The sequence below is a fragment of the Isoptericola sp. Y581 genome (assembly GCF_059445475.1).
The window spans coordinates 383,161-408,339 of sequence record NZ_JCAIUK010000004.1 but is presented as its reverse complement, the minus strand read 5'-3'; the positions used below and the strand labels follow the sequence as shown (position 1 = coordinate 408,339).

19 protein-coding genes are annotated in these 25,179 nt (G+C 73.5%); 15 read left to right on the top strand and 4 right to left on the bottom strand.

Going from position 1 to position 25,179, the window contains the following annotated elements:
* Positions 1–198 precede the first annotated feature (198 nt).
* Complete coding sequence (locus AC1C2W_RS10465) at positions 199–1,560, top strand: Gfo/Idh/MocA family oxidoreductase (RefSeq protein WP_495413052.1); 1,362 nt, start codon at positions 199–201, stop codon at positions 1,558–1,560.
* A gap of 70 nt (positions 1,561–1,630) precedes the next feature.
* On the opposite strand, the gene AC1C2W_RS10460 is transcribed toward AC1C2W_RS10465, so the two are convergent.
* Together AC1C2W_RS10460 and AC1C2W_RS10455 are read right to left on the bottom strand one after the other, a co-directional pair.
* Complete coding sequence (locus tag AC1C2W_RS10460) at positions 1,631–2,788, bottom strand: Gfo/Idh/MocA family protein (RefSeq protein ID WP_495388803.1); 1,158 nt, start codon at positions 2,786–2,788, stop codon at positions 1,631–1,633.
* A gap of 67 nt (positions 2,789–2,855) precedes the next feature.
* Positions 2,856–4,817 carry a DUF6807 family protein gene (locus AC1C2W_RS10455; protein ID WP_495388802.1) on the bottom strand — a complete coding sequence of 654 codons (1,962 nt, stop codon included), beginning with the start codon at positions 4,815–4,817 and terminating at the stop codon, positions 2,856–2,858.
* A 178-nt stretch (positions 4,818–4,995) separates the two neighbouring features.
* Here AC1C2W_RS10455 and AC1C2W_RS10450 point away from each other — a divergent pair, with 178 nt between their 5' ends.
* From AC1C2W_RS10450 to AC1C2W_RS10435, 4 genes are all read left to right on the top strand, one after another.
* Positions 4,996–5,919, top strand: a complete 924-nt coding sequence (locus tag AC1C2W_RS10450; protein WP_495388801.1) for a carbohydrate ABC transporter permease — start codon at positions 4,996–4,998, stop codon at positions 5,917–5,919.
* On the top strand, positions 5,912–6,850 hold the full coding sequence (locus tag AC1C2W_RS10445; protein WP_495388800.1) for a carbohydrate ABC transporter permease: 939 nt from the start codon (positions 5,912–5,914) through the stop codon (positions 6,848–6,850). Before AC1C2W_RS10450 ends, AC1C2W_RS10445 begins: the two co-directional genes overlap by 8 nt.
* Before the next feature lie 57 nt (positions 6,851–6,907).
* Positions 6,908–8,236, top strand: a complete 1,329-nt coding sequence (locus AC1C2W_RS10440; RefSeq protein ID WP_495413051.1) for an ABC transporter substrate-binding protein — start codon at positions 6,908–6,910, stop codon at positions 8,234–8,236.
* A gap of 490 nt (positions 8,237–8,726) precedes the next feature.
* Positions 8,727–9,458, top strand: a complete 732-nt coding sequence (locus AC1C2W_RS10435) for an SDR family NAD(P)-dependent oxidoreductase (RefSeq protein ID WP_495388798.1) — start codon at positions 8,727–8,729, stop codon at positions 9,456–9,458.
* 30 nt (positions 9,459–9,488) lie between these two features.
* On the opposite strand, the gene AC1C2W_RS10430 is transcribed toward AC1C2W_RS10435, so the two are convergent.
* Complete coding sequence (locus AC1C2W_RS10430; protein WP_495388797.1) at positions 9,489–9,989, bottom strand: MarR family winged helix-turn-helix transcriptional regulator; 501 nt, start codon at positions 9,987–9,989, stop codon at positions 9,489–9,491.
* 110 nt (positions 9,990–10,099) lie between these two features.
* Between AC1C2W_RS10430 and AC1C2W_RS10425 the strand changes: the two genes are divergently transcribed.
* The 4 genes from AC1C2W_RS10425 to AC1C2W_RS10410 all read left to right on the top strand — a co-directional run bounded on the left by AC1C2W_RS10425 (position 10,100) and on the right by AC1C2W_RS10410 (position 15,331).
* A complete protein-coding gene (locus tag AC1C2W_RS10425) occupies positions 10,100–12,394 on the top strand; it encodes an LLM class flavin-dependent oxidoreductase (RefSeq protein WP_495413050.1) in 2,295 nt (764 codons plus the stop codon).
* A 114-nt stretch (positions 12,395–12,508) separates the two neighbouring features.
* Complete coding sequence (gene mgrA / locus AC1C2W_RS10420; protein ID WP_495388795.1) at positions 12,509–13,570, top strand: L-glyceraldehyde 3-phosphate reductase; 1,062 nt, start codon at positions 12,509–12,511, stop codon at positions 13,568–13,570.
* Positions 13,571–13,677: 107 nt separating this feature from the next.
* Positions 13,678–14,640, top strand: coding sequence for a carbohydrate kinase family protein (locus AC1C2W_RS10415; RefSeq protein WP_495388794.1), 963 nt, complete (start codon positions 13,678–13,680; stop codon positions 14,638–14,640).
* 1 nt (position 14,641) lies between these two features.
* Entirely contained in the window at positions 14,642–15,331 is a 690-nt protein-coding gene (locus AC1C2W_RS10410; RefSeq protein ID WP_495388793.1) for a nucleoside/nucleotide kinase family protein, read from the top strand.
* Positions 15,332–15,359: 28 nt separating this feature from the next.
* Here the strand turns inward: AC1C2W_RS10410 and AC1C2W_RS10405 are convergent, their stop codons facing one another.
* A complete protein-coding gene (locus AC1C2W_RS10405) occupies positions 15,360–15,833 on the bottom strand; it encodes an Lrp/AsnC family transcriptional regulator (RefSeq protein ID WP_495388792.1) in 474 nt (157 codons plus the stop codon).
* Positions 15,834–15,973: 140 nt separating this feature from the next.
* On the opposite strand from AC1C2W_RS10405, the gene pdhA reads away from it, so the two are divergent.
* Genes pdhA through AC1C2W_RS10375 form a run of 6 tightly spaced genes read left to right on the top strand, consistent with a single transcriptional unit; the run spans position 15,974 to position 25,133 of the window.
* Positions 15,974–17,281 (top strand): pyruvate dehydrogenase (acetyl-transferring) E1 component subunit alpha, encoded by a 1,308-nt coding sequence (pdhA, locus tag AC1C2W_RS10400; protein WP_495413049.1) that lies wholly within the window; start codon positions 15,974–15,976, stop codon positions 17,279–17,281.
* Positions 17,278–18,312 (top strand): alpha-ketoacid dehydrogenase subunit beta, encoded by a 1,035-nt coding sequence (locus AC1C2W_RS10395; protein ID WP_495413048.1) that lies wholly within the window; start codon positions 17,278–17,280, stop codon positions 18,310–18,312. Before pdhA ends, AC1C2W_RS10395 begins: the two co-directional genes overlap by 4 nt.
* Positions 18,312–19,907, top strand: coding sequence for a dihydrolipoamide acetyltransferase family protein (locus AC1C2W_RS10390; RefSeq protein ID WP_495413047.1), 1,596 nt, complete (start codon positions 18,312–18,314; stop codon positions 19,905–19,907). The genes AC1C2W_RS10395 and AC1C2W_RS10390 overlap by 1 nt, the downstream gene beginning before the upstream one ends.
* A complete protein-coding gene (locus AC1C2W_RS10385; RefSeq protein WP_495413046.1) occupies positions 19,904–21,577 on the top strand; it encodes a carboxyl transferase domain-containing protein in 1,674 nt (557 codons plus the stop codon). The genes AC1C2W_RS10390 and AC1C2W_RS10385 overlap by 4 nt, the downstream gene beginning before the upstream one ends.
* 5 nt (positions 21,578–21,582) lie before the next feature.
* Positions 21,583–23,934: an acetyl/propionyl/methylcrotonyl-CoA carboxylase subunit alpha gene (locus AC1C2W_RS10380; protein ID WP_495413045.1), complete on the top strand. Its 2,352-nt coding sequence runs from the start codon at positions 21,583–21,585 to the stop codon at positions 23,932–23,934.
* Positions 23,931–25,133, top strand: a complete 1,203-nt coding sequence (locus AC1C2W_RS10375) for an acyl-CoA dehydrogenase family protein (protein WP_495388786.1) — start codon at positions 23,931–23,933, stop codon at positions 25,131–25,133. Before AC1C2W_RS10380 ends, AC1C2W_RS10375 begins: the two co-directional genes overlap by 4 nt.
* Positions 25,134–25,179: the final 46 nt, after the last annotated feature.

The following is a 25,179-nucleotide window of genomic DNA, read 5'->3' as shown; positions in this document are numbered from 1 at the left end:
CTGAGAAGCTCGCCGAGCTACTCTCAGCCCCGTGATCAAACCGGTGTTGCGATGACCGGTTGAGACCGCCGGACTACCTCGCGGTCGGTGGTCGTGGCGGACCTGTGGGATCGGGGGCTCGGATCGGGGTGGGGTCGACGGCGGCACTCCGGTAGGCTGTCGGGAAACCGCTTCCCAGGCTGATGCAGGAGATCGACGATGCCCTCCGTCCCCGCCGTCCCGTCCGGTCCCGACCGTCGCCGCTATGCCGTGGCCGGCACCGGTCACCGCGCCGGCATGTACGTGAACGCGCTGGTCGGGGACCATGCCGACGACGGCGAGATCGTCGCCTGGGTGGAGCCCAACCCCGTGCGAGCCGCGGTCCACGAGGCCAAGGTCGCCGCCACAGTCGGCAGCGAGCGCCCGGTGTATCACCCGGACCACCTCGAGAAGGCGCTCGACGAACAGCGCGTGGACCGCGTCATCGTCACCTCCGTCGACAACACCCATGCCGACCTGGTGTCGCGCGCCCTGCGTGCGGGCGTCGACGTCGTCGTCGAGAAGCCGATCGCCGCGACGGAGGCCGAGGCCCGGCAGATCGCGGACGCCGTCACCGAGACCGGCCGCGACCTCACGATGACGTTCAACTACCGCTACGCGCCCCGGAACTCGGCGCTGCGCGAGGTCATCGCCTCCGGCGAGATCGGCCGGGTGCTGTCCGTGCACTTCGACTGGGCCCTGGACACGGTGCACGGCGCCGACTACTTCCGCCGCTGGCACCGCGAGAAGGTCAACAACGGCGGCCTGCTGGTGCACAAGTCGAGCCACCACTTCGACCTCGTCAACTGGTGGATCGACGCCGTGCCGCAGCGGGTGTTCGCGAGCGGCGGACGGCGCTTCTACGGCGACGACGCCGCGCACGCGGTGGGCTACGAGCCGACGGCGGGGGAGCGAGCGCTCAACGAGCAGGGCGTGGACCCCTGGCACATCGACGTCGACGCCGACCCGTATCTCGCCGAGCTCTACGGTCCCGAGGCGCAGGCCGTGGACGGCTACCGGCGCGACCGTAGCGTCTTCGACCCGGGCATCACCACCGAGGACACGCTCGGGCTCGTCGTCGAGTACGCCGGCGGCCCGGTGCTCACCTACTCGCTCACGGCCAGCGCGCCGTGGGAGGGCTACCGCGTGGTGGTGAACGGCTCGCGCGGCCGCGCCGAGCTCGAGGTGGTCGAGCGCGGCTCCGTCGTCTTCGGCGCCGACGGCAAGGCGACCGTGGACCCGAGCTTCACCGCGGCCTTCGGCGGGGACACCGTGCGCCCCGCCGGCGAGCGGCTGATCGTGCAGAAGCACTGGGAGCGGGCGGAGGAGCGGCCGATCGTCGCCGTCGACGCGGGCGGGCACGGCGGCGGCGACGCCCTCCTGCTCTCCGACGTCTTCCGCGGGCGCACCGAGGCCGACCCGCTCGGCCGCGCCGCCGGCTTCCGCGACGGCCTGCGCGCCTCCGGCATCGGCTATGCCGGCAACCGGTCGCTCGCGTCCGGCGACCCGGTGCGGCTCGCCGACCTCGGCCTCGAGCTGTAGTCGCTCCCTTCGCCGGTTGAGCCTGTCGAAACAGGAGCGCGGTTTCGACAGGCTCAACCGGCGGATGGCGTCAGCGCGCCCAGGGCGCGCCGAGCTCGGCGAAGGTGCGCTGCGTGCGGGCGACCTCGGCGCACCAGTGCTCGACGTCGCGGACGACGGGGTGGCGCTCGTCGCCCTCGCCCTGCCAGTCGACGTGCTCGGGCGCGATCGGCGCCGGGTCCGCGCTGGTGCGCACGCCCTCGAGCACCCGCATGAAGGCGCCGGTGTCGCGGACGTCGCACAGCAGGGCGCGGCGGTCGTCGGTGCGGGCGGCCAGGAGGTCGTCGAGCAGCGACGTGCGCCCGTAGGTCTTGTCCATCTGCGCCGCGTCCGTGCGCAGCAGCAGACGGTCGGTCTCGTACTCGAGCACGAGATCGCCGCGGGTGCCGTGCACCACCACGCGGGCGGGGGAGCGCTCGGGGGCGCAGAGCGTGAGGCCGAAGCCGTAGCGGCGGCCGCCGGCGTCCTGCACGCGCACGGCCGACGTGTCGTCGGCCTCGATGGGGTTGGCCCGGTGCAGGTCGGTGTCCACCCACACGACGTCCTGCGCGGTGGTGGCGCCGCCCAGGTGCAGGGTGGTCGCGACCGCGTGCGCCAGCGGGTTGGTCACGACGCCGTCGACGACGTCGCGCCCGTCCAGCCGCCGCCGGCCGGCCCAGGCAGCGCGCTGCCAGTACGCGGCCGTGCGCACCCAGGTGCCGACCGCGCCGAGGCCGGTCACGTCGCCGATCTCGCCGCGCGCGATCAGGTCGGCGGCCGCGGGCAGGGCGTGTGAACCGAAGGTCTGGAAGCCGACCTGGCAGCGGCGGCCCGTGCGCTCGGCCACCGCGACGAGCTCGGTGTGCTCCGCGAGCGAGGCGGTGGTGGGCTTCTCCAGGAGCACGTCGATGCCGGCCTCCATCGCCGCACGCGCCAGGGGCAGGTGGGTCGGGATGGGCGTGCTCAGGATGACGACGTCGACCCGTGCCGACGGCGTGGACAGCAGGTCGCCCAGCGTGGGGAACCAGGGCGCGCCGGCGTCGTGGGCATCGTGGCCGGGCGCGGGTTCGCGGGGGTCCACGACGGCGGCCAGCCGAGCCCGGCCTTCGCGCTGCAGCTCGAGCACGCGCCGCACGTGCGACGCGCCGTGGCCGTGCAGGCCCACCACCGCGATCTGGGGGGCGAGGCCGTCGGAGGTCGGGTCCGTCATTGTCGTCCTGTCGTGAGTCGGTGCCGTGTCGATGCAGGGTCGCGCCGGGAAGGCGCAGGGTGATGGGTCAGCGCAGCGCGGTGGCGAGCGCGGCCGCCTCGTCGAGGTCGAGGGCGTGGTCCACGATGGCGGCCACGATCCCGGTCTCGACGGTGCCGCCGGCGGGCACGGTCAGCGGGGTGTCCCAGGCCAGCGCCGGGCCGGCGCCGGGGTACTCGGCGGCCCGGAGGAACCAGTGCCGCGCGGGGGACGTCTGCGCGAGCAGCACCGTCGTCGGGCGGTCCTCGGCGTACGGGTCGTGGTGCTGCTGCACGAACGCGACCCACGGCGAGGTGCTGCCGTGGGCGAGCTCCTCGCCCTCGCCGGCCTCCGACAGCACGACCGTGCGCTGCGCGATCGGCGCCCGCCAGAAGAGCCCGCCGTACCCGGCGCCCGGGCGACCGTTGGTCGCCGGGGAGCGGATCTCCAGCGGGCCGTGCGACGCGTGCAGGGTGCTGCGCCACTCCAGCGCCCAGCCGTCGTCGCCCAGGAGGCGCGCGCCGAGGCGCCGCTGCTCGTCGAGCAGCGGGTCGCCGTGCTCGTCGTCCCAGCGCACGGTCTCCAGGAGCACGTGCGGGGCGAGGGGGTCCACCTCGGTGCGCGTGCTCGCCTGGCGCCCGTGGTTGGGCAGCAGCGTGGGGCCGACGTCGGCCACGAACGTTCGTCCCCCCCAGAAGCTGGTGCCGTTCACGTCGGGCACCGCCACGCTCACGCCGTAGTGGTGGCGGTGGTCCACCGGCTCGGCCTCGGTGAGCGCCACCCCGGCGAGCGAGTGGACCGGGTGCAGGTACGGGCGCGGGGAGTGGATGGCGGGCAGCCGATCGCCGTCCACGTACCGCGCGAGCGGCACCCGGTCGCGCGTGTGCCGCAGCACGATCTCGCGCGGCTCGACCGACCAGGTCGGACCCTGCGGGACCTCGTCGGCCGCCGGCGCGGGCACGAGCGCGGGCTCGTCGACCGCGGCCCGCGTGATGCTGCGGGGCACGGGCCCGGTGCTGGACCGCGCCTCGAGCCGGGCGGTGAAGCGGGTGGTCGTGGCCGGGTGCGCGCCGTCGTCGATCACCGCGTGCAGCTCGCGCCACGCCTGCCGGCCGAGCTCGGCCTGCGGCACGGAGACGGTGGTCAGTGCGGGCGTGGCGTACCGCGCCAGGTCGATGTCGTCGTAGCCGGCCACCGAGATGTCGCCGGGCACGGCGACCCCGGCCTCGTTGAGCGCGGCCAGGAGACCGAACGCGACCAGGTCGTTGTAGGCGACGACGGCGGTGGCCCGGCTGGCGAGCACCGCGGCGGCCGCGGCGTGGCCGGCAGCCAGGTCGGCGCCGACCGGGAGCTCCACGACCTCGAGGTCCGTGTGGTGCTCGCGGGCGGTGACGAGGCCGGCGCGGCGCGCGGCGTCGGTCGCGGCGGCCCGCGGGCCGGCGAGGTACGCGAGCCGCCGGTGCCCCAGGCCCACCAGGTGCTCGACGACCTGCACGGTGGCGTCCGCGTAGTCGATGACGAGGCTCGGCGTGGCGGCGTGCTCGACCTCGCGGTTGATGACCGCCGCCGGCGTCACGAGGGGTAGCAGGGCGTCCAGCGCGGCGCCGGGCATGCGCGGGGCGACGAGGATCAGGGCGTCGCAGCGCATGCGCGCCTCGCGGGCGATCGCCGGCTCCTCGGACGGGTCCTCGGCGGCATCGGCCACGAGCACTCGATAGCCGTCCTCGGCGGCGGCGGACGTGACCCCGCGCAGGATCTGCTGGAACACCGGGTTGCCGAGGTCCGGCACGACGAGCGCGACGGTCGTGGTGCGGCCGAGGGACAGGCTGCGCGCGACATTGCTCGGCCGGTAGTTGAGGTCGATCGCGGCTTCCTGCACGCGGGCGGCGATGGTGGGGTCCACGGTGCTGCGACCGTTCATCACGCGCGAGACGGTGGCGCGGGAGACCCCGGCGGCATCGGCGACGTCGGCGATGGTCACCGACGCTCGCCGGAGGTTCACGTCGGGCATCGATGCCTCCCTCGGGTTCACGAGTTGACCGTACACCATTGGAAACCGGTTCCTCCCGTGATAAGTTCCCGATGAGCAACCGGTTTCCAGGGCACGACAACCCTGGGGGCCGCCGATCGAGGGAGATCCGGAGGCCGGCGATGACGCCCACCCGAACGCCGCGAGGCGAGGTGTCGCGATGGCGGTGATCCAGGAGGTGGCCCGCACCCGCGCCGCGGGCAAGGAGCGTCGCAAGGGCGACGGCAAGGCTGCCGCGATCTTCCTCGCCCCGTGGTTCCTGGGGCTGGTCGTCATCACGGCCTTTCCCCTCGTCGCGTCGCTGTACCTGTCGTTCACGGACTACAGCCTGCTCGAGGCGCCGGGCTGGATCGGGCTGGAGAACTACACGCAGATGTTCTCCGACCCGCGGTTCTTCCAGGCGCTCAGGGTCACGTTCACGTACGTGCTCGTCTCGGTCCCGCTCCAGCTCGCCGCGGCGCTGGCGCTGGCGATGGTGCTCGACAAGGGCCTGCGCGGGCTCGCCTTCTACCGGTCCGTGTACTACCTGCCGTCGCTGCTGGGCGGCAGCGTCGCCATCGCGATCCTGTGGCGCCAGGTGTTCGGTGCCGACGGGCTGGTCAACCAGGTGCTCGGCTTCTTCGGCGTCGAGGGCGTCGGCTGGGTGTCGCACCCCGACTACGCGCTCGGCACGCTCATCGTGCTCAACGTGTGGACCTTCGGGGCGCCGATGGTCATCTTCCTCGCGGGGCTCCGGCAGATCCCCGTCATGTACTACGAGGCGGCCTCGATCGACGGCGCCGGGTGGTGGCGCAAGTTCCGCAGCATCACCGTGCCCCTGCTGACGCCGATCGTCTTCTTCAACCTCGTGCTCCAGCTCATCGGCGCGTTCCAGACCTTCACGCAGGCGTTCATCGTCAGTGGCGGGACGGGCGGCCCGGTGGACTCCACGCTCTTCTACACGCTCTACCTCTACGAGAAGGGCTTCGGCTCCTACCAGATGGGATATGCGTCGGCGATGGCGTGGTTCCTGCTGCTCGTCATCGCAGGGATGACGGCCGTCAACTTCCTCGCCTCCAAGTTCTGGGTCTTCTACGATGACTGACACCCCCGTGCGCCCGAAGGCGCGTCCCGAGGAGTCGCCCGCGCGGCGCACCCTGAGCGAGCTCGCGGCAGAGGTTCCCGACCGGCCGCGGGGTCGGCGGGTCGGCCCGCGGCTGCGGCGGCTGGGCAAGCACGTCGCGCTGATCGCGTTCGGCCTGGTCATGCTGTACCCGCTGCTGTGGATGCTGGCCAGCTCGTTCAAGCCCACCGCGCTGATCTTCCGCGAGCCCGGGCTGATCCCGACCGAGTGGGACTTCTCCAACTACACCGACGGGTGGAATGCGCTGCTCGACCCGTTCAGCCACTACCTGCTGAACTCGGCGATCGTGGTGCTGGGCAGCGTGCTCGGCAACCTGGTCTCGTGCTCGATGGCGGCCTACGCGTTCGCGCGGCTGAAGTTCCGGGGCCGCAACCTGTGGTTCGCCGTCATGCTCATGTCGATCATGCTGCCGATCCACGTGATCATCGTGCCGCAGTACATCCTGTTCTCGTCGCTCTCGTGGATCAACACGTTCCTGCCGCTCATCGTGCCGAAGCTGCTCGCCACCGACGCGTTCTTCGTGTTCCTCATGGTGCAGTTCTTCCGCGGTATCCCCAAGGACCTCGACGAGGCGGCCCGGCTCGACGGGTGCGGGCACGGCCGGATCTTCCTGCGGATCATGCTGCCGCTGTCGTTGCCGGCCCTGGCGACCACGGCGATCTTCACCTTCATCTGGACGTGGAACGACTTCTTCAGCCAGCTGATCTTCCTGACCAAGCCGGACATGTACACCGTGCCGATCGCGCTGCGCACCTTCGTGGACGCGACGAGCAACAGCTCGTGGGGCCCGCTGTTCGCGATGTCGATCGTCTCGCTGATCCCCGTGTTCCTGGTCTTCCTGTTCGGCCAGAAGTACCTCGTCAAGGGCATCGCCACCACCGGCATCAAGTAGTCCTCGCCGAGTCAACCGAAGAGCTCATCGAAGCGCTCACCGACGAAGGAGATCCCTATGCGACTCACAGCCACCCGGCGGGCCCGGCGCCACGGCGCCGCGATCGCCGCACTCACCGCGGCGGGGGTGCTCGCCCTCACCGCCTGCTCCGGCGACTCGGGCGCGCTACCGGCCGACGACGGCGGCGGCGGCGACGGCGACGTCGAGATCCGCTTCGCCTGGTGGGGCTCGGACGACCGGCACACGACGACGCAGCAGATCATCGACCTGTTCGAGGGGAAGAACCCCGGCATCACCGTGGTGCCGGACTACACCGACTGGGGCGGCTACTGGGACAAGCTCGCCACCGCCACGGCGGGCGGCGACACCCCGGACGTCATCACGCAGGAGGAGCGGTACCTGTCGGACTACGCCACGCGCGGCGTGATCGCCGACCTCGCGGAGCTGGACGTGGACACGGCCGAGATCTCGGACGACATCCTCAGCACGGGGGAGATCGACGGCAAGCTCTACGGCATCCCGACCGGCGTGAACGCCTACGCGATGGTCGCCGACCCGCAGATCTTCGCGGACGCGGGCGTCGACATGCCCGACGACACCACCTGGACGTGGGACGACTACGTCGAGATCGCCGGGAAGGTCTCGAAGGGCGCCGGGGACGGGGTGTGGGGTGCGCAGGACTACGGCTTCAACGAGGCCGGCCTGAACGTGCTGGCCCGCCAGAAGGGCGAGGCGCTCTACACCGAGGACGGCACGCTCGGCGTCTCGAAGGGGACCGTCTCCGAGTTCTTCCAGACGTCGCTGGACCTCATGGCCAACGGTGGCCAGCCCGACGCCTCCCGCTCAGTGGAGTACCAGAACGCCGGCCCGGAGGGCTCGCTGCTCGGTACCAACGCCGGGGCCATGGGCGTGTGGTGGTCCAACCAGCTCGGGGCGCTCTCGGACGCCTCCGGGCATGAGCTGGAGCTGCTCCGCCTGCCGGGCGAGTCCCAGTTCGACCGCACCGGGATGTACTTCAAGCCCGCCATGTACTACTCGGTCTCCGCGAAGAGCGAGCACCCGGAGGAGTCGGCGAAGCTCGTGGACTTCCTCCTCAACGACCCAGAGGCCGCGAAGCTGCAGCTGACCGACCGCGGCCTGCCGGCGAACACGTCCGTGCGGGAGGCCGTCCTCGGCGACCTCACCGCCGCCGACCAGCGGATGGCCGACTTCATGGCGGACATCGAGGGCGACATCGTCGACAACCCCGCGGTGCCCCCGAACGGTGCCAACGAGATCCAGGACATCATGATCCGGCTCAACACCGAGGTGCTGTTCGAGCGCATGACGCCGGACCAGGCCGCGGACGCCTTCCTCAAGGACGTCGGCGCGGCGATCGGGGGCTGACCGGCCGATCGCTGGTCGAGCCTGTCGAACCTCTCGCTGGTCGAGCCTGTCGAACCTCTCGCTGGTCGAGCCTGTCGAACCTCTCGCTGGTTGAGCCTGTCGAAACCTGTTGACCTGGTTTCGACAGGCTCAACCAGCGTTCGTGCTGCTGGTTTCGACAGGCTCGACCAGCGTTCGTGCTGCTGGTTTCGACAGGCTCGACCAGCGTTCGTGCTGCTGGTTTCGACAGGCTCGACCGGGGATCTCGTCCTNCTGGTTTCGACAGGCTCAACCAGCGTTCGTGCTGCTGGTTTCGACAGGCTCGACCAGCGTTCGTGCTGCTGGTTTCGACAGGCTCGACCAGCGTTCGTGCTGCTGGTTTCGACAGGCTCGACCGGGGATCTCGTCCTCGCGAGGTGACCGATTCCCGCCAGTGCCCGTGCCGCGGCGTTGCTGTGATGGGCGTGCGGCCCCGCCCGGGGCGCGTCACCGCTCCCCGAGAGGACACGTCATGCAGATCGCACTCGTCACCGGAGCCACCCGAGGGATCGGGCTGGCCGTGGCCCGACGGCTCGCCCGCGACGGCCACCACGTGGTGGTCGGAGCGCGCAGCGACGAGGCCGGTCGTGCCGCGGCCGACCTCGTCCGGAGCGAGGGTGGCGAGGCCAGCAGCGTGCTGCTCGACGTCACCGACGCGGAACAGGTCCGCGCCGCGGCCACGCTCGTGGGGGACCGGTTCGGCCGGCTCGACGTGCTGGTCAACAACGCCGGGGTGCTGCCCGAGGCTACGTCGGACGCGACGGAGGCGGTGGACCTGGAGCTGTTCCGCCGCACCTACGCGACCAACGTGCTCGGACCGGTCGCCGTCCTCGAGGCGTTCCTGCCGCTGCTGCGCCGCAGCGCCGCGGGACGCATCGTCAACGTCAGTACCCGTATGGGCTCGTTCGCGGACCAGCAGGACTCGGCGTCGCCCTACTACGCCACGGTGGTGCCGGCCTATCAGTCGTCGAAGGCGGCGCTCAACGGCGTCACGGTGGCGCTGGCGAAGGCGCTCGCCGGGACGCCGATCAAGGTCACCTCGGTCTGCCCGGGGTTCGTGCGGACCGATCTCGCGCCCATGGCCCGGGAGCACGCGCCGCTGGCTCCCGAGGACGCGGCCGAGGTGGTGCACCGGGCCGCGACGCTGCCGGACTCGGCGCCGTCGGGGACGTTCGTGGACGCCCTCGGGCCGGTGCCGTGGTGACCGTCGGGATCGCCGGCTGAACGCTGGCGGTCAGGCCCCCGCGTCCACCACCCGGGCGACGACGGCGCAGCGGTCGTCGCCCGGGGCGGCGCCAGTGGCGGCCCGCGCGAGCAGGTGGCGCAGGGCGTCGCGCTCGGCGACCTCGAGGCCGCCGAGGAGCTCGTCCTCGGCCGTGCGCACCCGCGCGTCGAGGTCGGCGAGGACGGCGCGGCCGTGGTCGGTCGGGACGATGCGGCGGGCGCGGCGGTCGGACGGGTCCGGCTGCCGCTCGACCAGGCCGCAGCCGACGAGCTCGTCGAGCAGGTACGTCATGACGGTGCGGTCGATGCCGAGGCGGGCGGCGAGCGCGGCCTGCGTGGGCGGCGCGTCGTGCACCACGGCGGCCAGCACCTCGTAGCCGCGCGGGCCGTGCGGGACGTCGGCGCACACGGCGGCGACGTGGTTGCTCCACTCGCGCAGCAGGGCGGCGAGCGACCAACCCAGCGGGGAGGGGGTCGCGCTGTCGGTGCTCGCGTCCGTCGTGGTGGTCACCCGGCCATCGTAAGGGAATGTGCGGCTGGTCAGAAGAGTTGGCGCTGATATCGTCTGTGGTGCAGACGATCTCCCATCCCGGGAGCGGTCCTCCCCGCGAAAGGTCCCGCATGACGGACTACGGCCACGACCTGGTCTTCGGCACGTTCATCACCCCCACCAACCGCGACCCGCAGGTGCCGGTGCGGCTCGCCCAGCTGACGGAGGCCGCGGGCCTGGACCTGGTGACGTTCCAGGACCACCCGTATCAGCCCGCCTTCCTCGACACGTGGACGCTGCTGTCCTGGGTGGCCGCGCGGACGGAGCGGGTGACCGTCGCGGGCAACGTGCTCAACCTGCCGCTGCGGCAGCCCGCCGTGCTCGCGCGCGCCGTCGCGTCGCTCGACCTGCTCTCGGGCGGCCGCACCGCCCTCGGCCTCGGCGCCGGCGGGTTCTGGGACCCGATCGTCGCGATGGGTGGCACCCGGCTCACCCCCGGCGAGTCCGTCGACGCGCTGGACGAGGCGCTCGACATCATCCGCGGCATCTGGGACGGCCGGGAGCGCCGGGGGCTGCGGGTCGACGGCACGCACCACCGCGTGGCCGGGGCGAAGCGCGGCCCCGAGCCCGCCCACGACGTGCCGATCTGGCTCGGCGCGCTCAAGCCGCGCATGCTGCGCCTGATCGGCCGCAAGGCCGACGGCTGGCTCCCGTCGCTGGCGTACCTCAAGGACGGCGACCTGCAGCGCGGGCACGAGATCATCGACGAGGCGGCCACGGCCGCCGGCCGTCATCCCGCCGCGGTGCGCCGACTGCTCAACGTCCAGGGCGAGCTGGCGCCGTCGCGCCAGGGCTTCCTGCAGGGGCCGGTGGAGCAGTGGGTGGAGGAGCTCTCCGCGCTCGCGCTCTCCGACGGCATCGGCACGTTCATCCTGGCCGCCGACGACCCGAACCTGATCCAGGTCTACGGCCAGGAGGTCGCGCCCGCCGTCCGCGAGGCGGTGGCGCGCGAGCGCGCGTCGTCGGGCACGGCCTCGGCCGCGACGCAGCGCGGCGAGCGGGCGATCGCCCTGCGTCGCCCGGACATCGACTACGCCGGCGTTCCCGCCACGCTGGCGCCGAGCGCCGTCGAGCCGGGCGACCGCGCCTACGACGTCGTCCGCCACAACTATCTGCGCTCCGGCGCGCCCGGCCTGGTGCTGCGCCCGCGCGACGCCGAGCAGGTCGCGGAGGCCGTGCGGTTCGCGCGGACGCAGGACGTCCCGCTCGGGGTGCGCTCCGGCGGGCACGGCATCAGCGGCCGGTCCACCAACGACGGCGGCATCGTGGTCGACCTCGGGGCGCTGGACCAGATCGAGGTGGTCGACGAGGCCGCGCGCCGGGTGCGGATCGGCGCCGGCGCCACCTGGGGCCGCGTGGCGGAGACCCTCGCGCCGCGGGGCTGGGCCATCAGCTCGGGCGACTACGGCGGCGTCGGGGTGGGCGGGCTCGCCACCGCCGGCGGCGTGGGGTACCTGGGCCGCACCTACGGCCTCACGATCGACCACGTCGTCGCGGCTGAGGTCGTGACCGCCGACGGGCGCGTGGTGCGCGCGTCGGCCGACGAGCACCCCGACCTGTTCTGGGGGCTGCGCGGGGCCGGCGGCAATCTGGGCGCGGTCACGTGGGTCGAGGTCGAGGCCATGGAGCTGGGGAACGTGGTGTTCTCGCAGATGACGCTCGACGCCACCGACATCGCGGGCGTCCTGGAGCGCTGGGGCGCCGTCGTCGAGTCGGCGCCGCGCGAGCTCACGAGCTTCCTCATCCTGTCGCCCGGGCGCCGGGGGCGGCTCTCGGACGGCAGCGACGATCAGGGGCCGGTCGCGCAGCTCATGACCGTCTTCGCGGGCGACGACACCGACGCGGCGGTGGAGCAGCTCGAGCGGCTCGCCGGCGCCGGGCCGCTGCTGGGCCACCAGGCTTACCTGATGCCGTACTCGGGCGTCGTGCAGGCGGGGGACAAGCACCACTCCGGCGGCGGCGACCCGGCCGTCCGGTCGGGGCTGGTCGACCACCTCGACACCGCCACGAGCCGCGCGTTCGAGAAGCTCGCGCTGTCCGGGGAGACGTACTTCCTGCAGATCCGGGCCACCGGCGGCGCGGCGAACGACGTCGACCCGGGGGCGACGGCGTACGCGCACCGGCACCAGAACTTCCTGCTGTCGGCGATGTCGTCCTCGCAGGACCGGCTGGACGCTGTGTGGGACGCCGTCATGGCGCCGTACACCGACGGGCTCTACCTGTCGTTCGACACCGACACCCGGCCCGAGCGGCTCGCCGACGCCTTCCCCGAGCCCACGCTCACCCGGCTGCGCGAGGTCAAGCGCGACTGGGACGCGGACAACGTGTTCCGCGCGAACTTCCCCGTCCCGCCGGCCGCTGGTTGAGCGAGTCCGCTGGTTGAGCGAGTCCGCTGGTCGAGCTTGTCGAGACCGGGTCTCGACAAGCTCGACCGACAATCAACTCGACCGGCTCGACCGGCGGTGATGGAAGATGGGGCCATGCCTCTCGCACCTCGGTACCTGGCCGACGACGCCCGCTACGAGTCGATGACCTACCGCCGCACCGGCCGCTCCGGCCTGGACCTGCCCGCGCTGTCGCTGGGCCTGTGGCACAACTTCGGCGACGTGAACCCGCTCGACACCCAGCGCGCCATCCTGCGCCGGGCCTTCGACCTGGGGATCACGCACTTCGACCTGGCCAACAACTACGGCCCGCCCTACGGCTCGGCGGAGGAGAACTTCGGCCGCCACCTGGCGAAGGACCTCCGCCCGTACCGCGACGAGCTCGTCATCTCCACCAAGGCGGGCTACGACATGTGGCCCGGCCCGTACGGCGACCACGGCTCGCGCAAGTACCTGCTCGCGTCGCTCGATCAGTCCCTGAACCGGATGGGCCTGGACCACGTCGACGTCTTCTACCACCACCGCCCGGACCCGTCGACGCCGCTGGAAGAGACGATGGGCGCGCTCGCGACCGCCGTCCAGCAGGGCAAGGCGACGTACGTGGGTGTCTCCAACTACTCGCCGTCGCGCACCCGCGAGGCCGCGCAGGTGCTGGCCGACCTCGGCGTCCCGCTGCTCATCCACCAGCCGAGCTACTCGATGTTCAACCGGCACGTCGAGATCGCCGACCGCGAGGACGCCTACGACGGCCGGCAGAGTGAATCGCTGCTCGACGTCGTCGAGGACCTCGGCATCGGGACGATCGTCTTCTCGCCGCTGTCGCAGGGCCTGCTCACCGGCCGGTACCTCGGCGGGTCGGCGCCGGAGGGCTCGCGCGCAGCGCGCAGCGACTCGCCGTTCCTGTCGTCGTCCAACCTCACCGAGACGTACCTGGAGCGGGCGCGGGCGCTGAACGCGATCGCCGAGGGCCGCGGCCAGACCCTCGCGCAGCTCGCCCTGGCGTGGGTGCTGCGCGACGACCGCGTGACGTCGGCGCTCATCGGCGCGTCGTCCGTGGCGCAGCTCGAGGACAACGTGGCGGCGCTCGCCGCCCCGGCGCTCACCGACGACGAGATCGCCGCCATCGAGCCGTACGCCGTGGACGACGCCGGCCGCTAGGAAGTTGTTTCGCTGGTTGAGCCGGTCGAAACCCGGATCGTCACTGGTCCGGACCCTTCGACAGGCTCAGGACGGCGCAAGCTCGACCGACGAGGAAAGGGGGACCGATGGCTGTCTGCTGGTTCGTCGGGCTGACCACGCTCGACGTCGTGCACCGCGCGGCCGGGCGACCGGGCGCGGACGAGAAGGTCACCGCCACGCGGCAGGACGTCGCGGCCGGTGGCCCGGCGGCCAACGCCGCGGTGGCCGCCGCGGCCCTCGGCGCGCGGTCCGTGTTGATCAGTGCGCTCGGCGCCGGCCCCGTCGCCCAGGCGGCCCGCGCCGACCTGGACGCCTGCGAGGTGCAGGTGCACGACGTCGCCGGCCCGGACGAGGGATTCCCGCTCGCGGTCTCCGCGGTCCTCGTCGACGAGGCCACGGGCGAGCGGTCCGTCGTCTCGCCCGACGGCGCGCTCGCGGTGGCGCCCACGCCCACCGCCGTCCGGCTCGCCCGGCTCCCCGCGCCCGACGTCGTGCTTTTCGACGGCCACCACCCCGCGATCGCGCGGGCCGTGCTCGCGTACGTCGAGGGACTGCGCCCGCGGCCGCGGGTCGTGCTCGACGGCGGCCGGTGGCGGCCCCTGTTCGCCGAGCTGCTGCCCGCGGCGGACGTCGCGGCGCTGAGCGCCGACTTCACCGTGCCCGCCGGCATCGTCCCCGGGGCGGCGGACGGCGCGCACGGCGCACTGCTGCTAGGTGCGCGGTCGGTGGTCGTGACGCGTGGCGCGGACCCGGTGACCTGGTCGGTGCCGGACACGTCCACCGGCGCCGTGGCCGGCAGCGGCGTCGTGCCCGTGCCGTCGGTGACGGCGGTCGACACCTTGGGCGCGGGGGACGCGTTCCACGGGGCGCTCGCTGTGGCGCTCGCCCGGGGCGAGTCGCTGCCCGACGCCTGCGCGGCGGCGGTGCGCGTCGCGAGCACGCGGGTGGCGCACGTCGGGCCGCGGTCGTGGCTGGTGCACCTCCCGGACCTGTCAGGCCCACGCGCGGGTTCTGAGGGTCCTGGTCCTGACAACTCGCGAGGCGATTGAGTTGTCAGGACCACAGCACGGTTTCGCAGGTCGTGGCCCTGACAGGTCGCGCGGGCCGGTCGAGGCGTCGACGGCGGAGCTCGTCGCACGCGCCCGGCGCCTGGCGGTGCTGGGCGAGCGGCGCATCCTCGGGATCGTCGGGGCGCCTGGGTCGGGGAAGTCGACACTCGCCCGGGTGCTCGTCGAGGCGCTCGGGCCGGAGCTCGCCGTCGAGGCGGGGATGGACGGCTACCACCTGTCGAACGCCGTCCTGGCCGAGCTCGGGCGCCGGGACCGCAAGGGCGCGATCGACACGTTCGACGACGCGGGTTACGCCGCGCTGGTCGCGCGCCTCGCCGGCGCGCGGCCCGGCGACCCGCCCGTCTACGCGCCCGTGTTCCGCCGCGAGCTCGAGGAGCCGGTGGCGGCGGGGGTCGGGGTCCCTGCCGGCGTGCCGCTGGTCGTGACGGAGGGCAACTACCTGCTCGCACCCTCGGGCGCGTGGCCGGCCGCGCGCGCCCGGATGGCGGAGGTCTGGTACGTCGACGTGCCGGACGACGTGCGGCTCGGGCGGCTGGAGGAGCGGCACCACGCGTTCGGCAAGAGCCGCGCCGACGCCCGGCGCTGGGCGCGCGGCTCGGACCAGGCCAACGCCGAGCTCATCGAGTCGACGCGCGACGGTGCGGACCTCGTCGTCGCCTGGCGGACCTGACCTTCCCGACCGCGATCGACGCCGCGGGTCAGAGCCCCCGGCGCGCCTGGTCGATGAGCGGTTGGATGCGGAAGGGGATGAGCTCGCCCATGGACAGCGACGTCTCGGTGCGCTCCACGCCGTCGACGGCGAGGATGGCGGCGTCGATGCGGAACAGGTGGTCGGTGTCCCGGCACACCACCTGCACGCGCAGGTCGGCGGTACCGCTGCGGCCGAACGCCTGCACCACCTCGGGAATCTGGGCCAGCGCGTCGACGATGCGTCCGAGCTCCTTCTGCCGCACCTCGACCTCGAGGAACGCAGTGAGCGGGTGGCCGAGGAACTGCGGGTCGATGCGCCGGTCGAAGTCGAGGAACGCGCCGGCCTCCTCGAGCCGGGCCAGCCGCGCGTGCACGGTGTTCCGGGACAGGCGCAGGCGCTCCGCGAGGGCGGCGATGGTGGCCCTCGGGTCCTGGGCGAGGGCCGACAGAAGGCTCAGGTCCACGGCGTCGTAGCTGCGCACATCGACCAGCGTAGCGGGGGCAGGCTGAGCACTCTGCGCAGTGCGGGCGAAGGTGGTGGTCGCGGCCTGTGAGCGGCGCTACGTTCGCGGTATCCGGCGCTCGACGCGGAGCGGCCGGGGACACGCGAGGTGAGGCGACGATGCCCAGCACCATGGGTTCGACGTCCCGCGACGACCTGTCACGAGCGGGCGGAGCGCGGACCGAGACGGCGTCCGGTACGACGGACGACACGACGAGCAACAGCACCGACAGCACGACGAGCACCGCCGGCGCGGTCATGGCCGGCGCGGTCCGGCTGCTCGACCAGAAGGGCGTGCGGCACCCCGACCCGGGGCTGGACCGCTGGCTGACCGACGTCGACGACGGCTCGGACGGGGCGCGCGCGACGCTGCTCGGCCTGTACGAGGACATGGTCGTCGCGCGGCGCATCGACGCCGAGGCGACGGCGCTGCAGCGGCAGGGCGAGCTCGCGCTGTGGCCGCCGCTGCTGGGCCAGGAGGCGGCGCAGGTGGGCTCGGCCCGGGCGATGCGCGATGACGACTTCGTGTTCTCCAGCTACCGCGAGCACGCCGTCGCGCGGGCACGCGGGGTGACGCCGGTGGAGCTGCTGCGCGTGTGGCGCGGCGTCACCGCCTCCGGCTGGGACCCGTACACCGCGGGCATGGCGACGCCGCAGGTCATCATCGGTGCGCAGGCCCTGCACGGGGTGGGCTACGCGCTGGGGATCCAGGCCGACGTCGAGCGCGGCGTCGTCGTCCCGGGTGACGACGGCACGCCCGCCGTGGTCACCTACGTCGGCGACGGCGCGATGAGCCAGGGCGACGTCAACGAGGCGTTCGTCTTCGCCGCCACCTGGCAGATCCCGTACGTGCTGTTCTGCCAGAACAACCAGTGGGCGATCTCCGAGCCGGTGGCGCTGCAGTCGGCCGTGCCGCTGGTGCAGCGGGCGTCCGGGTTCGGCGTCCCGGGCGTGCGGGTGGACGGCAACGACGTGCTGGCCGTGCTGGCCGTGACCCGCGAGGCGCTGCACCGCGCGCGCACCGGCGGCGGCCCCACCTTCGTCGAGGCCGTGACATACCGGATGGGCCCGCACACCACCGCCGACGACCCCACCCGGTACCGCGACGCTGCCGAGGTCGACGCCTGGGCCGAGCGCGACCCGGTCGCGCGCCTCGCGGCGTACCTGCGCTCCGGCGGCCTGCTGACCGACGACGACGAGGCACGCGTGCGCGACGCCGCCGACGCCGTCGCCGCCGAGCTGCGGGAGGGCTGCATCGCCATCGAGGACCCGCCGCCGCTGAGCGTCTTCGACCACGTCTACACGGAGCCGCACACCGCGGTGCGCGCCCAGCGCGAGGAACACGCGCGCTACCTCGCGGGCTTCGCCGACGTGTCCGACGCCACGACCGCCACGACCGCCACGAACGGACAGGGGGCCGACCGATGACCACCCAGACTCTCACCCTCGCCAAGGCGCTGGGCGCTGGCCTGCGCCGGGCGATGACCGACGACCCGACCGTCATGCTGCTCGGCGAGGACATCGGCCGCCTCGGCGGTGTGTACCGCGTGACGGACGGGCTGCAGTCCGAGTTCGGGGCGCGGCGCGTGGTGGACACGCCGCTCGCGGAGTCCGCCATCCTCGGCACCGCGATCGGGCTGGCGTACCGCGGCTACCGGCCGGTGGTGGAGATCCAGTTCGACGGCTTCGTGTACGTCGCGTTCGACCAGATCGTCAGCCAGCTCGCCAAGATGCACGCGCGCACCAACGGGGCGGTGAAGCTGCCCGTCACGATCCGGATCCCCGTGGCCGGCGGCATCGGTGCGGCGGAGCACCACTCGGAGTCGCCCGAGGCCTACTTCGTGCACACGGCCGGGCTGCGGGTGGTCTCGGTGGCGAACCCGCAGGACGCCGCCACCATGCTGCGCCAGGCGATCGCCTGCGACGACCCCGTCGTCTTCTTCGAGCCCAAGCGGCGTTACCACGTCAAGGGCGAGGTGGACCCGGACCTCCCGCTCGACGACGTCGCCCCGATGGGCTCGGCGCGCGTGGTCTCACCGGGGGACGACGTGACGCTCGTGACGTTCGGCTCGCACGTGGCGACGGCGCTCGACGCGGCCGTCGCGGCGTCCGACGAGGGCGTCTCGGTCGAGGTGATCGACCTGCGGTCGCTGTCGCCGATCGACCACGACACGATCGCCGCATCCGTGCGGCGCACCGGCCGGCTCGTCGTGCTGCACGAGGGGCCGCGGGAGGCCGGCGTCGGCGCCGAGATCGCGACGACGGCCACCGAACGCTGCTTCGAGTACCTCGAGGCGCCGCCCGTGCGCGTGACCGGCTACGACATCCCGTACCCGCCCGCCAAGCTCGAGGGGAACCAGGTGCCGGACCTCGACCGCGTGCTCGACGGCGTGGATCGCGTGCTGGGGCGGGTCCCGGCGTCCGCGGGCGACGTCGCGGGCGTGGCGGTGGGAGCGTGATGGCGATGCGCGAGTTCAGGCTGCCGGACCTGGGCGAGGGGCTGACCGAGTCGGAGGTCGTCGAGTGGCGCGTGGCCGTCGGCGACGCCGTCCAGCTCAACCAGGTCATCGCGGAGGTGGAGACCGCCAAGGCGCTGGTCGAGCTGCCGTCGCCGTGCGCCGGCGTCGTGCGGGTGCTGCACGCCGAGGAGGGTCAGACCGTCGAGGTCGGCGAACCGCTGATCACCTTCGACCTGTCGGAAGGGGCGTCGGTCGAGTCTGTCGGGACCATCTCGTCGGTCGAGCCTGTCGGGAGCACCTCGTCGGTCGAGCCTGTCGGGAGCACCTCGTCGGTCGAGCGTGTCGGGACCACCTCGTCGGTCGAGCCTGTCGAGACCACGAACCGGGTCTCGGCAAGCTCGACCAGCGAGGATGTGCCCGAGCCGAACCTCGTCGGGTACGGCGCCCGGCCGGAGCGCGCCGGACGCCCGGCGCGACGGCCGCGGCGGTACGCCGCCGCCTCGTCGGTCGAGCCTGTCGGGACCACCTCGTCGGTCGAGCCTGTCGGGACCACCTCGTCGGTCGAGCCTGTCGAGACCACGAACGGGGTTTCGACGAGCTCGACCAGCGAGGGGACGGGCGAACGCCCGCGCTCGACGCCGGTGGTGCGGACGCTCGCTCGGCAGCGCGGCGTCGACCTCTCCGCGGTCAACGGCAGCGGACCGCACGGCCGCATCACGCGGGAGGACGTCGAAGCGGCGTCGTCCGGCGCACCGTCGGGCACGGGCACGGGCACGACGACGGCGAACGCGCCGTCCGGCGAGACGCGCACCCCGGTGCGCGGGGTCCGCAAGCGCACGGCCGCGGCGATGGTCGCGAGCGCGGCGGCGCCGCAGGCGTCGGTGTTCCTCACGGTGGACGTCACCGCGAGCATGGAGCTGCTGGCGCGCCTCAAGACCCACCCGATGGCGGGCGGGCAGCGGATCACCGTGCTCGCCCTCGTGGCGCGGGCCGTGTGCGCGCTGCTGCCGGCGCACCCCGCGCTCACGAGCCGTTGGGTGGACCGCGCGGACGGGGAGGCGGAGATCGTGCGCCCGCCGCATGTGAACCTCGGGATCGCGGTGGCCACCGACCGGGGGCTCGTCGTGCCGCACGTCCCCGCCGCGGACACGCTGTCCCTCACCGGGCTCGCCGCCGCGCTCATGGAGCTCACCACCACGGCGCGGGCCGGGCGCACGACGCCCCAGCGCCTGGTGGGTGGCACGCTGACCATCACGAACATCGGCGTGTTCGGCGTGGATTCCGGCACGCCGATCCTCAACCCGGGCGAGCCCGCCATCCTCGGGCTCGGCCAGGTGGCCCGCCGCCCGTGGGAGCACGACGGCGAGCTGGCGCTGCGCCAGGTGACGACGCTCAGCCTCACGCTCGACCACCGCGTGGTGGACGGCGAGCAGGGCGCCCGGTTCCTCGCCGAGCTGGGGGCGGTGCTCGCCGACCCGGGCCTTGCCCTGCTGCTGCCGTCGGTCGAGCCTGTCGAGTCCACGGGGGCCCGGGTTTCGACCCTTCGACAGGCTCAGGACGACGCAAGCTCAACCGACGGGGTGGCGGGCGCATGACCGTCCTCGCCTCCGCCGTCGACCCCCGCGCCGACGCCGCCCGCACCAACGACGAGGCGCAGCGCGCGCTGGCGGACCGGCTGCGCGACCGCACCGCCGTCGCCGCCGAGGGCGGCACGCAGCGCGCCCGGGACCAGCACACGTCGCGCGGCAAGCTGCTGCCGCGCGACCGGGTGGCGCGGCTGCTCGACGAGGGCAGCCCGTTCCTCGAGGTCGCGCCGCTCGCGGCGTACGGGGTAGACCCTTCGGCAAGCTCAGGGCAGCCCGCCGGCCCGGGCGAGGTCGGAGCGTGGCCGGGTGCCGGCGTCATCGCCGGCATCGGGCAGGTGAGCGGGCGGCAGGTGATGGTGGTCTGCAACGACGCGACCGTCAAGGGCGGCACCTACCACCCGCTCACCGTGAAGAAGCACCTGCGGGCGCAGGAGATCGCGCTCGAGAACCGGCTGCCCTGCGTGTACCTGGTGGACTCGGGCGGCGCGTTCCTACCGCGGCAGGACGAGGTGTTCCCCGACCGGGACCACTTCGGCCGGATCTTCTACCACCAGGCGCGGCTGTCGGCGGAGCGGATCCCGCAGATCGCGGCGGTGCTGGGCTCGTGCACCGCAGGGGGCGCGTACGTGCCCGCGATGAGCGACGAGACCGTCATCGTGCGCGGCCAGGGCACGATCTTCCTCGGCGGCCCGCCCCTGGTGAAGGCGGCCATCGGCGAGGACGTGACGGCCGAGGAGCTCGGTGGCGGCGAGCTGCACGCGCAGCGGTCCGGCGTCGTCGACCACCTGGCCGAGGACGACGAGCACGCGCTCGACATCGTGCGCGACATCGTCTCCACCCTGCCGCCGGACCCCGACCCGGCGTGGGACGTCGCGCCCGCGGTCGCGCCCGCCGTCGATCCCGCGGGGTTGTACGCCGCTGTACCAGTCGACGTGCAGCAGCAGTACGACCCGCGCGAGGTGATCGCCCGGCTCGTGGACGGCAGCGAGCTGCACGAGTTCAAGGCCGAGTACGGCAGCACGCTCGTCACGGGGTTCGCGCGCATCCACGGCCACCCGGTCGGGATCCTGGCCAACGCGGGCGTGCTGTTCCGGGAGTCGGCGCTCAAGGGCGCGCACTTCATCGAGCTGTGCGACCAGCGCGGCATCCCGCTGCTGTTCCTGCAGAACATCTCGGGGTTCATGGTGGGTCGGGACGCCGAGGCGGGCGGCATCGCCAAGGACGGCGCCAAGATGGTCACCGCCGTCGCGACCACCCGGGTGCCGAAGCTGACCGTGATCGTGGGCGGATCGTTCGGCGCCGGCAACTACGCGATGTGCGGGCGGGCGTACTCGCCGCGGTTCCTGTGGTCGTGGCCCGGCTCGCGGATCTCCGTGATGGGCGGCGCGCAGGCGTCGTCCGTGCTCGCCACCGTGAAGCGCGACCAGCTCGCCCGGCGCGACGAGGAGTGGGACCCGGCCGAGGAGGAGTCCTTCCGCGCCTCGATCCGCGACGACTACGAGGTCGCCGGCGACCCGTACCACGCGACGTCGCGCCTGTGGGACGACGGCATCATCGACCCGCTCGACACGCGTCGCGTGCTCGGGCTCGCCCTCGGCGTGTGCGCCCGCACGCCGCTGCCGGGCGGGTCCTCGACGACCGCCCCGACCGAGCCCCGCTTCGGGCTCTTCCGGATGTGAGGCGCATGTCCACCCGACCGTTCACCGCCGTGCTCGTCGCCAACCGCGGGGAGATCGCGTGCCGCGTGATCGGCACGCTGCGCCGCCTCGGCATCCGGTCCGTCGCCGTGTACTCCGACGTCGACGCGGACGCCCGGCACGTGCGCGAGGCGGACGTCGCCGTGCGCCTCGGCCCGGCGCCCGCCGCAGCAGGTCGAATCCGACTCGGGGGCTACCTGGACGTGGAGGCGGTGGTCGCGGCGGCCGTCGCCACCGGCGCCGACGCGATCCACCCCGGCTACGGCTTCCTGTCCGAGAATCCCGCCCTGGCCCTGGCGTGCGAGCGGGCGGGGATCGTCTTCGTCGGGCCGCCGGTCGGGGCGATGGAGACGATGGCGGACAAGGCCGCCGCCAAGCGGCTCGTCGCCGACCACGGCGTGCCCGTGCTGCCCGGCACGCTCGAGGACGGGCTCGACGACGACGCCCTGGTCGCGGCGGCCGACGGCGTCGGGTTCCCGCTGCTGGTCAAGCCTGTCGCGGGCGGCGGCGGCAAGGGGATGGTCGTCGTGAGCGCGGCGGCCGAGCTCCCGGACGCGCTCGCCTCGGCCCGGCGGGTGGCGGCGTCGTCGTTCGGCGACGACGGGCTGCTGCTGGAGAGGCTGGTGGAGCGGCCGCGGCACGTGGAGGTTCAGGTGCTCGCCGACGCCCACGGCACCGTCGTGCACCTGGGCGAGCGCGAGTGCACGCTGCAGCGCCGGCACCAGAAGGTGGTCGAGGAGGCGCCGTCGCCCGCCGTCGACGACGCGACGCGCGCGCGGATCGGCGAAGCGGCGTGCGCTGTCGCCCGGTCCGTCGGGTACGTCGGGGCGGGCACCGTGGAGCTGCTCGTGCCCGCCGACGACCCGTCGTCGTTCTGGTTCATCGAGATGAACACCCGCCTGCAGGTGGAGCACCCCGTCACCGAGATGGTCACCGGCCTCGACCTCGTCGAGCAGCAGCTGCGCGTCGCGGCGGGGGAGCGGCTCGCGATCCGGCAGGAGGACGTGCGCCTGCGCGGGCACGCCGTCGAGGCTCGGCTGTACGCGGAGTCGCCCGCGCGCGGGTTCCTGCCCGCGGCCGGGCGCGTGCTCGCATACGACGACGCCGGGGCGCTCGCCGGGCCGGGCGCCTCGCCGCTCCGGCTCGACAGCGGGCTGCGCTCGGGCACGGAGGTCACCGGCGACTACGACCCGATGCTGGCCAAGGCTGTCGCGTGGGCGCCGACGCGTGCCGAGGCGATCCGGCGGCTCGACAGGTTGCTGGCCGACGTCGTCGTGCTGGGCGTCGAGACCAACGCTGGGTTCCTGCGCGACCTCCTGGCCGACGACGACGTGCGCGCCGGCCGCCTCGACACCGGCCTCATCGACCGCTTCGTCGCGGCCTCGCCGGTCGAGCCGGTCGAGCCGGTCGAGACCGCTTCGCTGGTCGAGACCGCTTCGCTGGTCGAGACCGCTTCGCTGGTCGAGACCGCTTCGCTGGTCGAGCCTGTCGAGACCCCTCGAGCGTTCGGGAACCGGGCTTCGATCCTTCGACAGCCTCAGGACGGCGCGAGCTCGACCGTCGGACGGGTGGCCGCCGCGCTGCTGATGCTCCCGACGTCGCGCGACGCGACCCCCGGACCGTGGGCCGCCGCCGACGGGTGGCGACTCAACGCTCCCGCCGCGCAACGCCGCGTGCTGCTCGTCGACGCGGCGGGCGCCGAGCACGCGGTGACCGTCGTCGGGACGCCGGACGACGCCGTCGTCACGACCGACGACGGCGAGCCCACTTCCGCCTCGCTGCGCCCGCTGGGTGACGACCGGTTCCTGCTCACCGTCGGCGGCCTCACCCGGCCCCTGGCCGGTGTCGTGGATGGGCTCGTTGCCCACTCCGGCGGGCGGAACCGGGCCACGAGCCCACCCACGACACCAGCGGTGTGGGTGCACGTCGACGGACGGACGACGTCGTTCACCGTGCTCGACCGGGCCGCGCAGGCCGCGCGACGACGCGCCGCGCGCGAGGTGCCCGCGGCCGACGACGGCGCGGCGCAGGTCGCGCCCGTGCGGGTCTCGATGCCGGGCACGGTGTCGGTGGTGCCCGTCGCGGACGGGGACGTCGTGACCGCCGGCCAGCCCGTCGTCGTCGTCGAGGCGATGAAGATGGAGCACCCGCTGCTCGCACCCGTCGCCGGCGTCGTCCGGCTCGACGTGCGGCCCGGCGACCAGGTGCGGCTCGACCAGGTCGTCGCGGTCGTCGACCCGCCCGCGATCGACCCCGCCACACCAGCCCCCGCCCCGGCACACCCCGCCGCGGCGGCCGCGCCTATCCAGGCTGACCCCGCCACCCGAGGAGCGTCATGATCAGCGAGACCCAGTCCACCGTGCTCACCGACGAGCAGCGCAAGCTCAGCGCCGTGGTGCGCGAGTTCGCCGACGAGGTGGTGGCCCCCGCGGCATACCGGTACGACACCGAGCGTCGCCTGCCCCTGGAGATCATCGCCCAGATGGGCGACCTCGGGCTGTTCGGCCTGCCGTTCCCGGTGGACGTGGGCGGGCAGGGCAAGGACTACGTGTCGCTGTGCCTCGCGGTCGAGGCGCTGGCCCGGGTGGACCAGTCGATCGCGGTGACGCTCGAAGCGGGCGTCGGGCTGGGCATCATGCCGATTTTTCGGCACGGCACGGGCGCGCAGAAGCAGAAGTGGCTGCCCGACCTCATGGCCGGCAGGGCGCTCGCCGCCTTCGGGCTCACCGAGGCGGAGGCCGGGTCCGACGCCGGGGCCACGCGCACCACGGCACGGCTCGAGGAGGGCGCGGGGCCCGACGGCGCGGGCGAGTGGGTGATCGACGGGTCCAAGCAGTTCATCACGAACTCCGGCACGCCCATCACCAGCGTCGTCACCGTCACCGCCGTGACCGGACGCCGGACGGCCTCGGACGGTTCGGACCAGCCGGAGCTGTCGTCGTTCCTGGTGCCCTCGGGCACGCCGGGCTTCGCCGTCGGCCCGGCCTACGACAAGGTCGGCTGGCACACCTCCGACACGCACCCGCTGACGCTCGAGGGCGTGCGCGTCCCGGCCGCCCACCTGCTGGGCGAGCGCGGCCGTGGCTACGCCAACTTCCTGCGCGCGCTGGACGAGGGCCGCATCGCCTTCGCCGCGCTCGCGACGGGCGCCGCGCAGGGCTGCCTGGAGGAGGCGCTGCGCTACTCGCGCGAGCGCCACGTCTTCGGCCGCGCCATCGGCAGCAACCAGCACATCGCGTTCACGCTGGCGCGCATGCAGGCGCGCGTGCACTCGGCACGGCTGTGCTGGATGGACGCCGCGCTGAAGCAGGTGCACGGGAAGCCGTTCAAGGCCGAGGCGTCGGTGGCGAAGCTCGTGGGCGGCGAGGCGGCGATGGCCAACGCCCGGGACGCGTCGCAGATCTTCGGCGGGTACGGCTTCCTCAACGAGAACCCGGTGGCGCGGCACTACCGCGACTCCAAGATCCTCGAGGTGGGCGAGGGCACCACCGAGGTGCAGCTCATGGTCATCGCCCGCGACCTGGGGCTCGCGTCGTGACCCCCGGGCAGGTGCCGAACAGGCGGTTGACACCGTTATCGCGCGC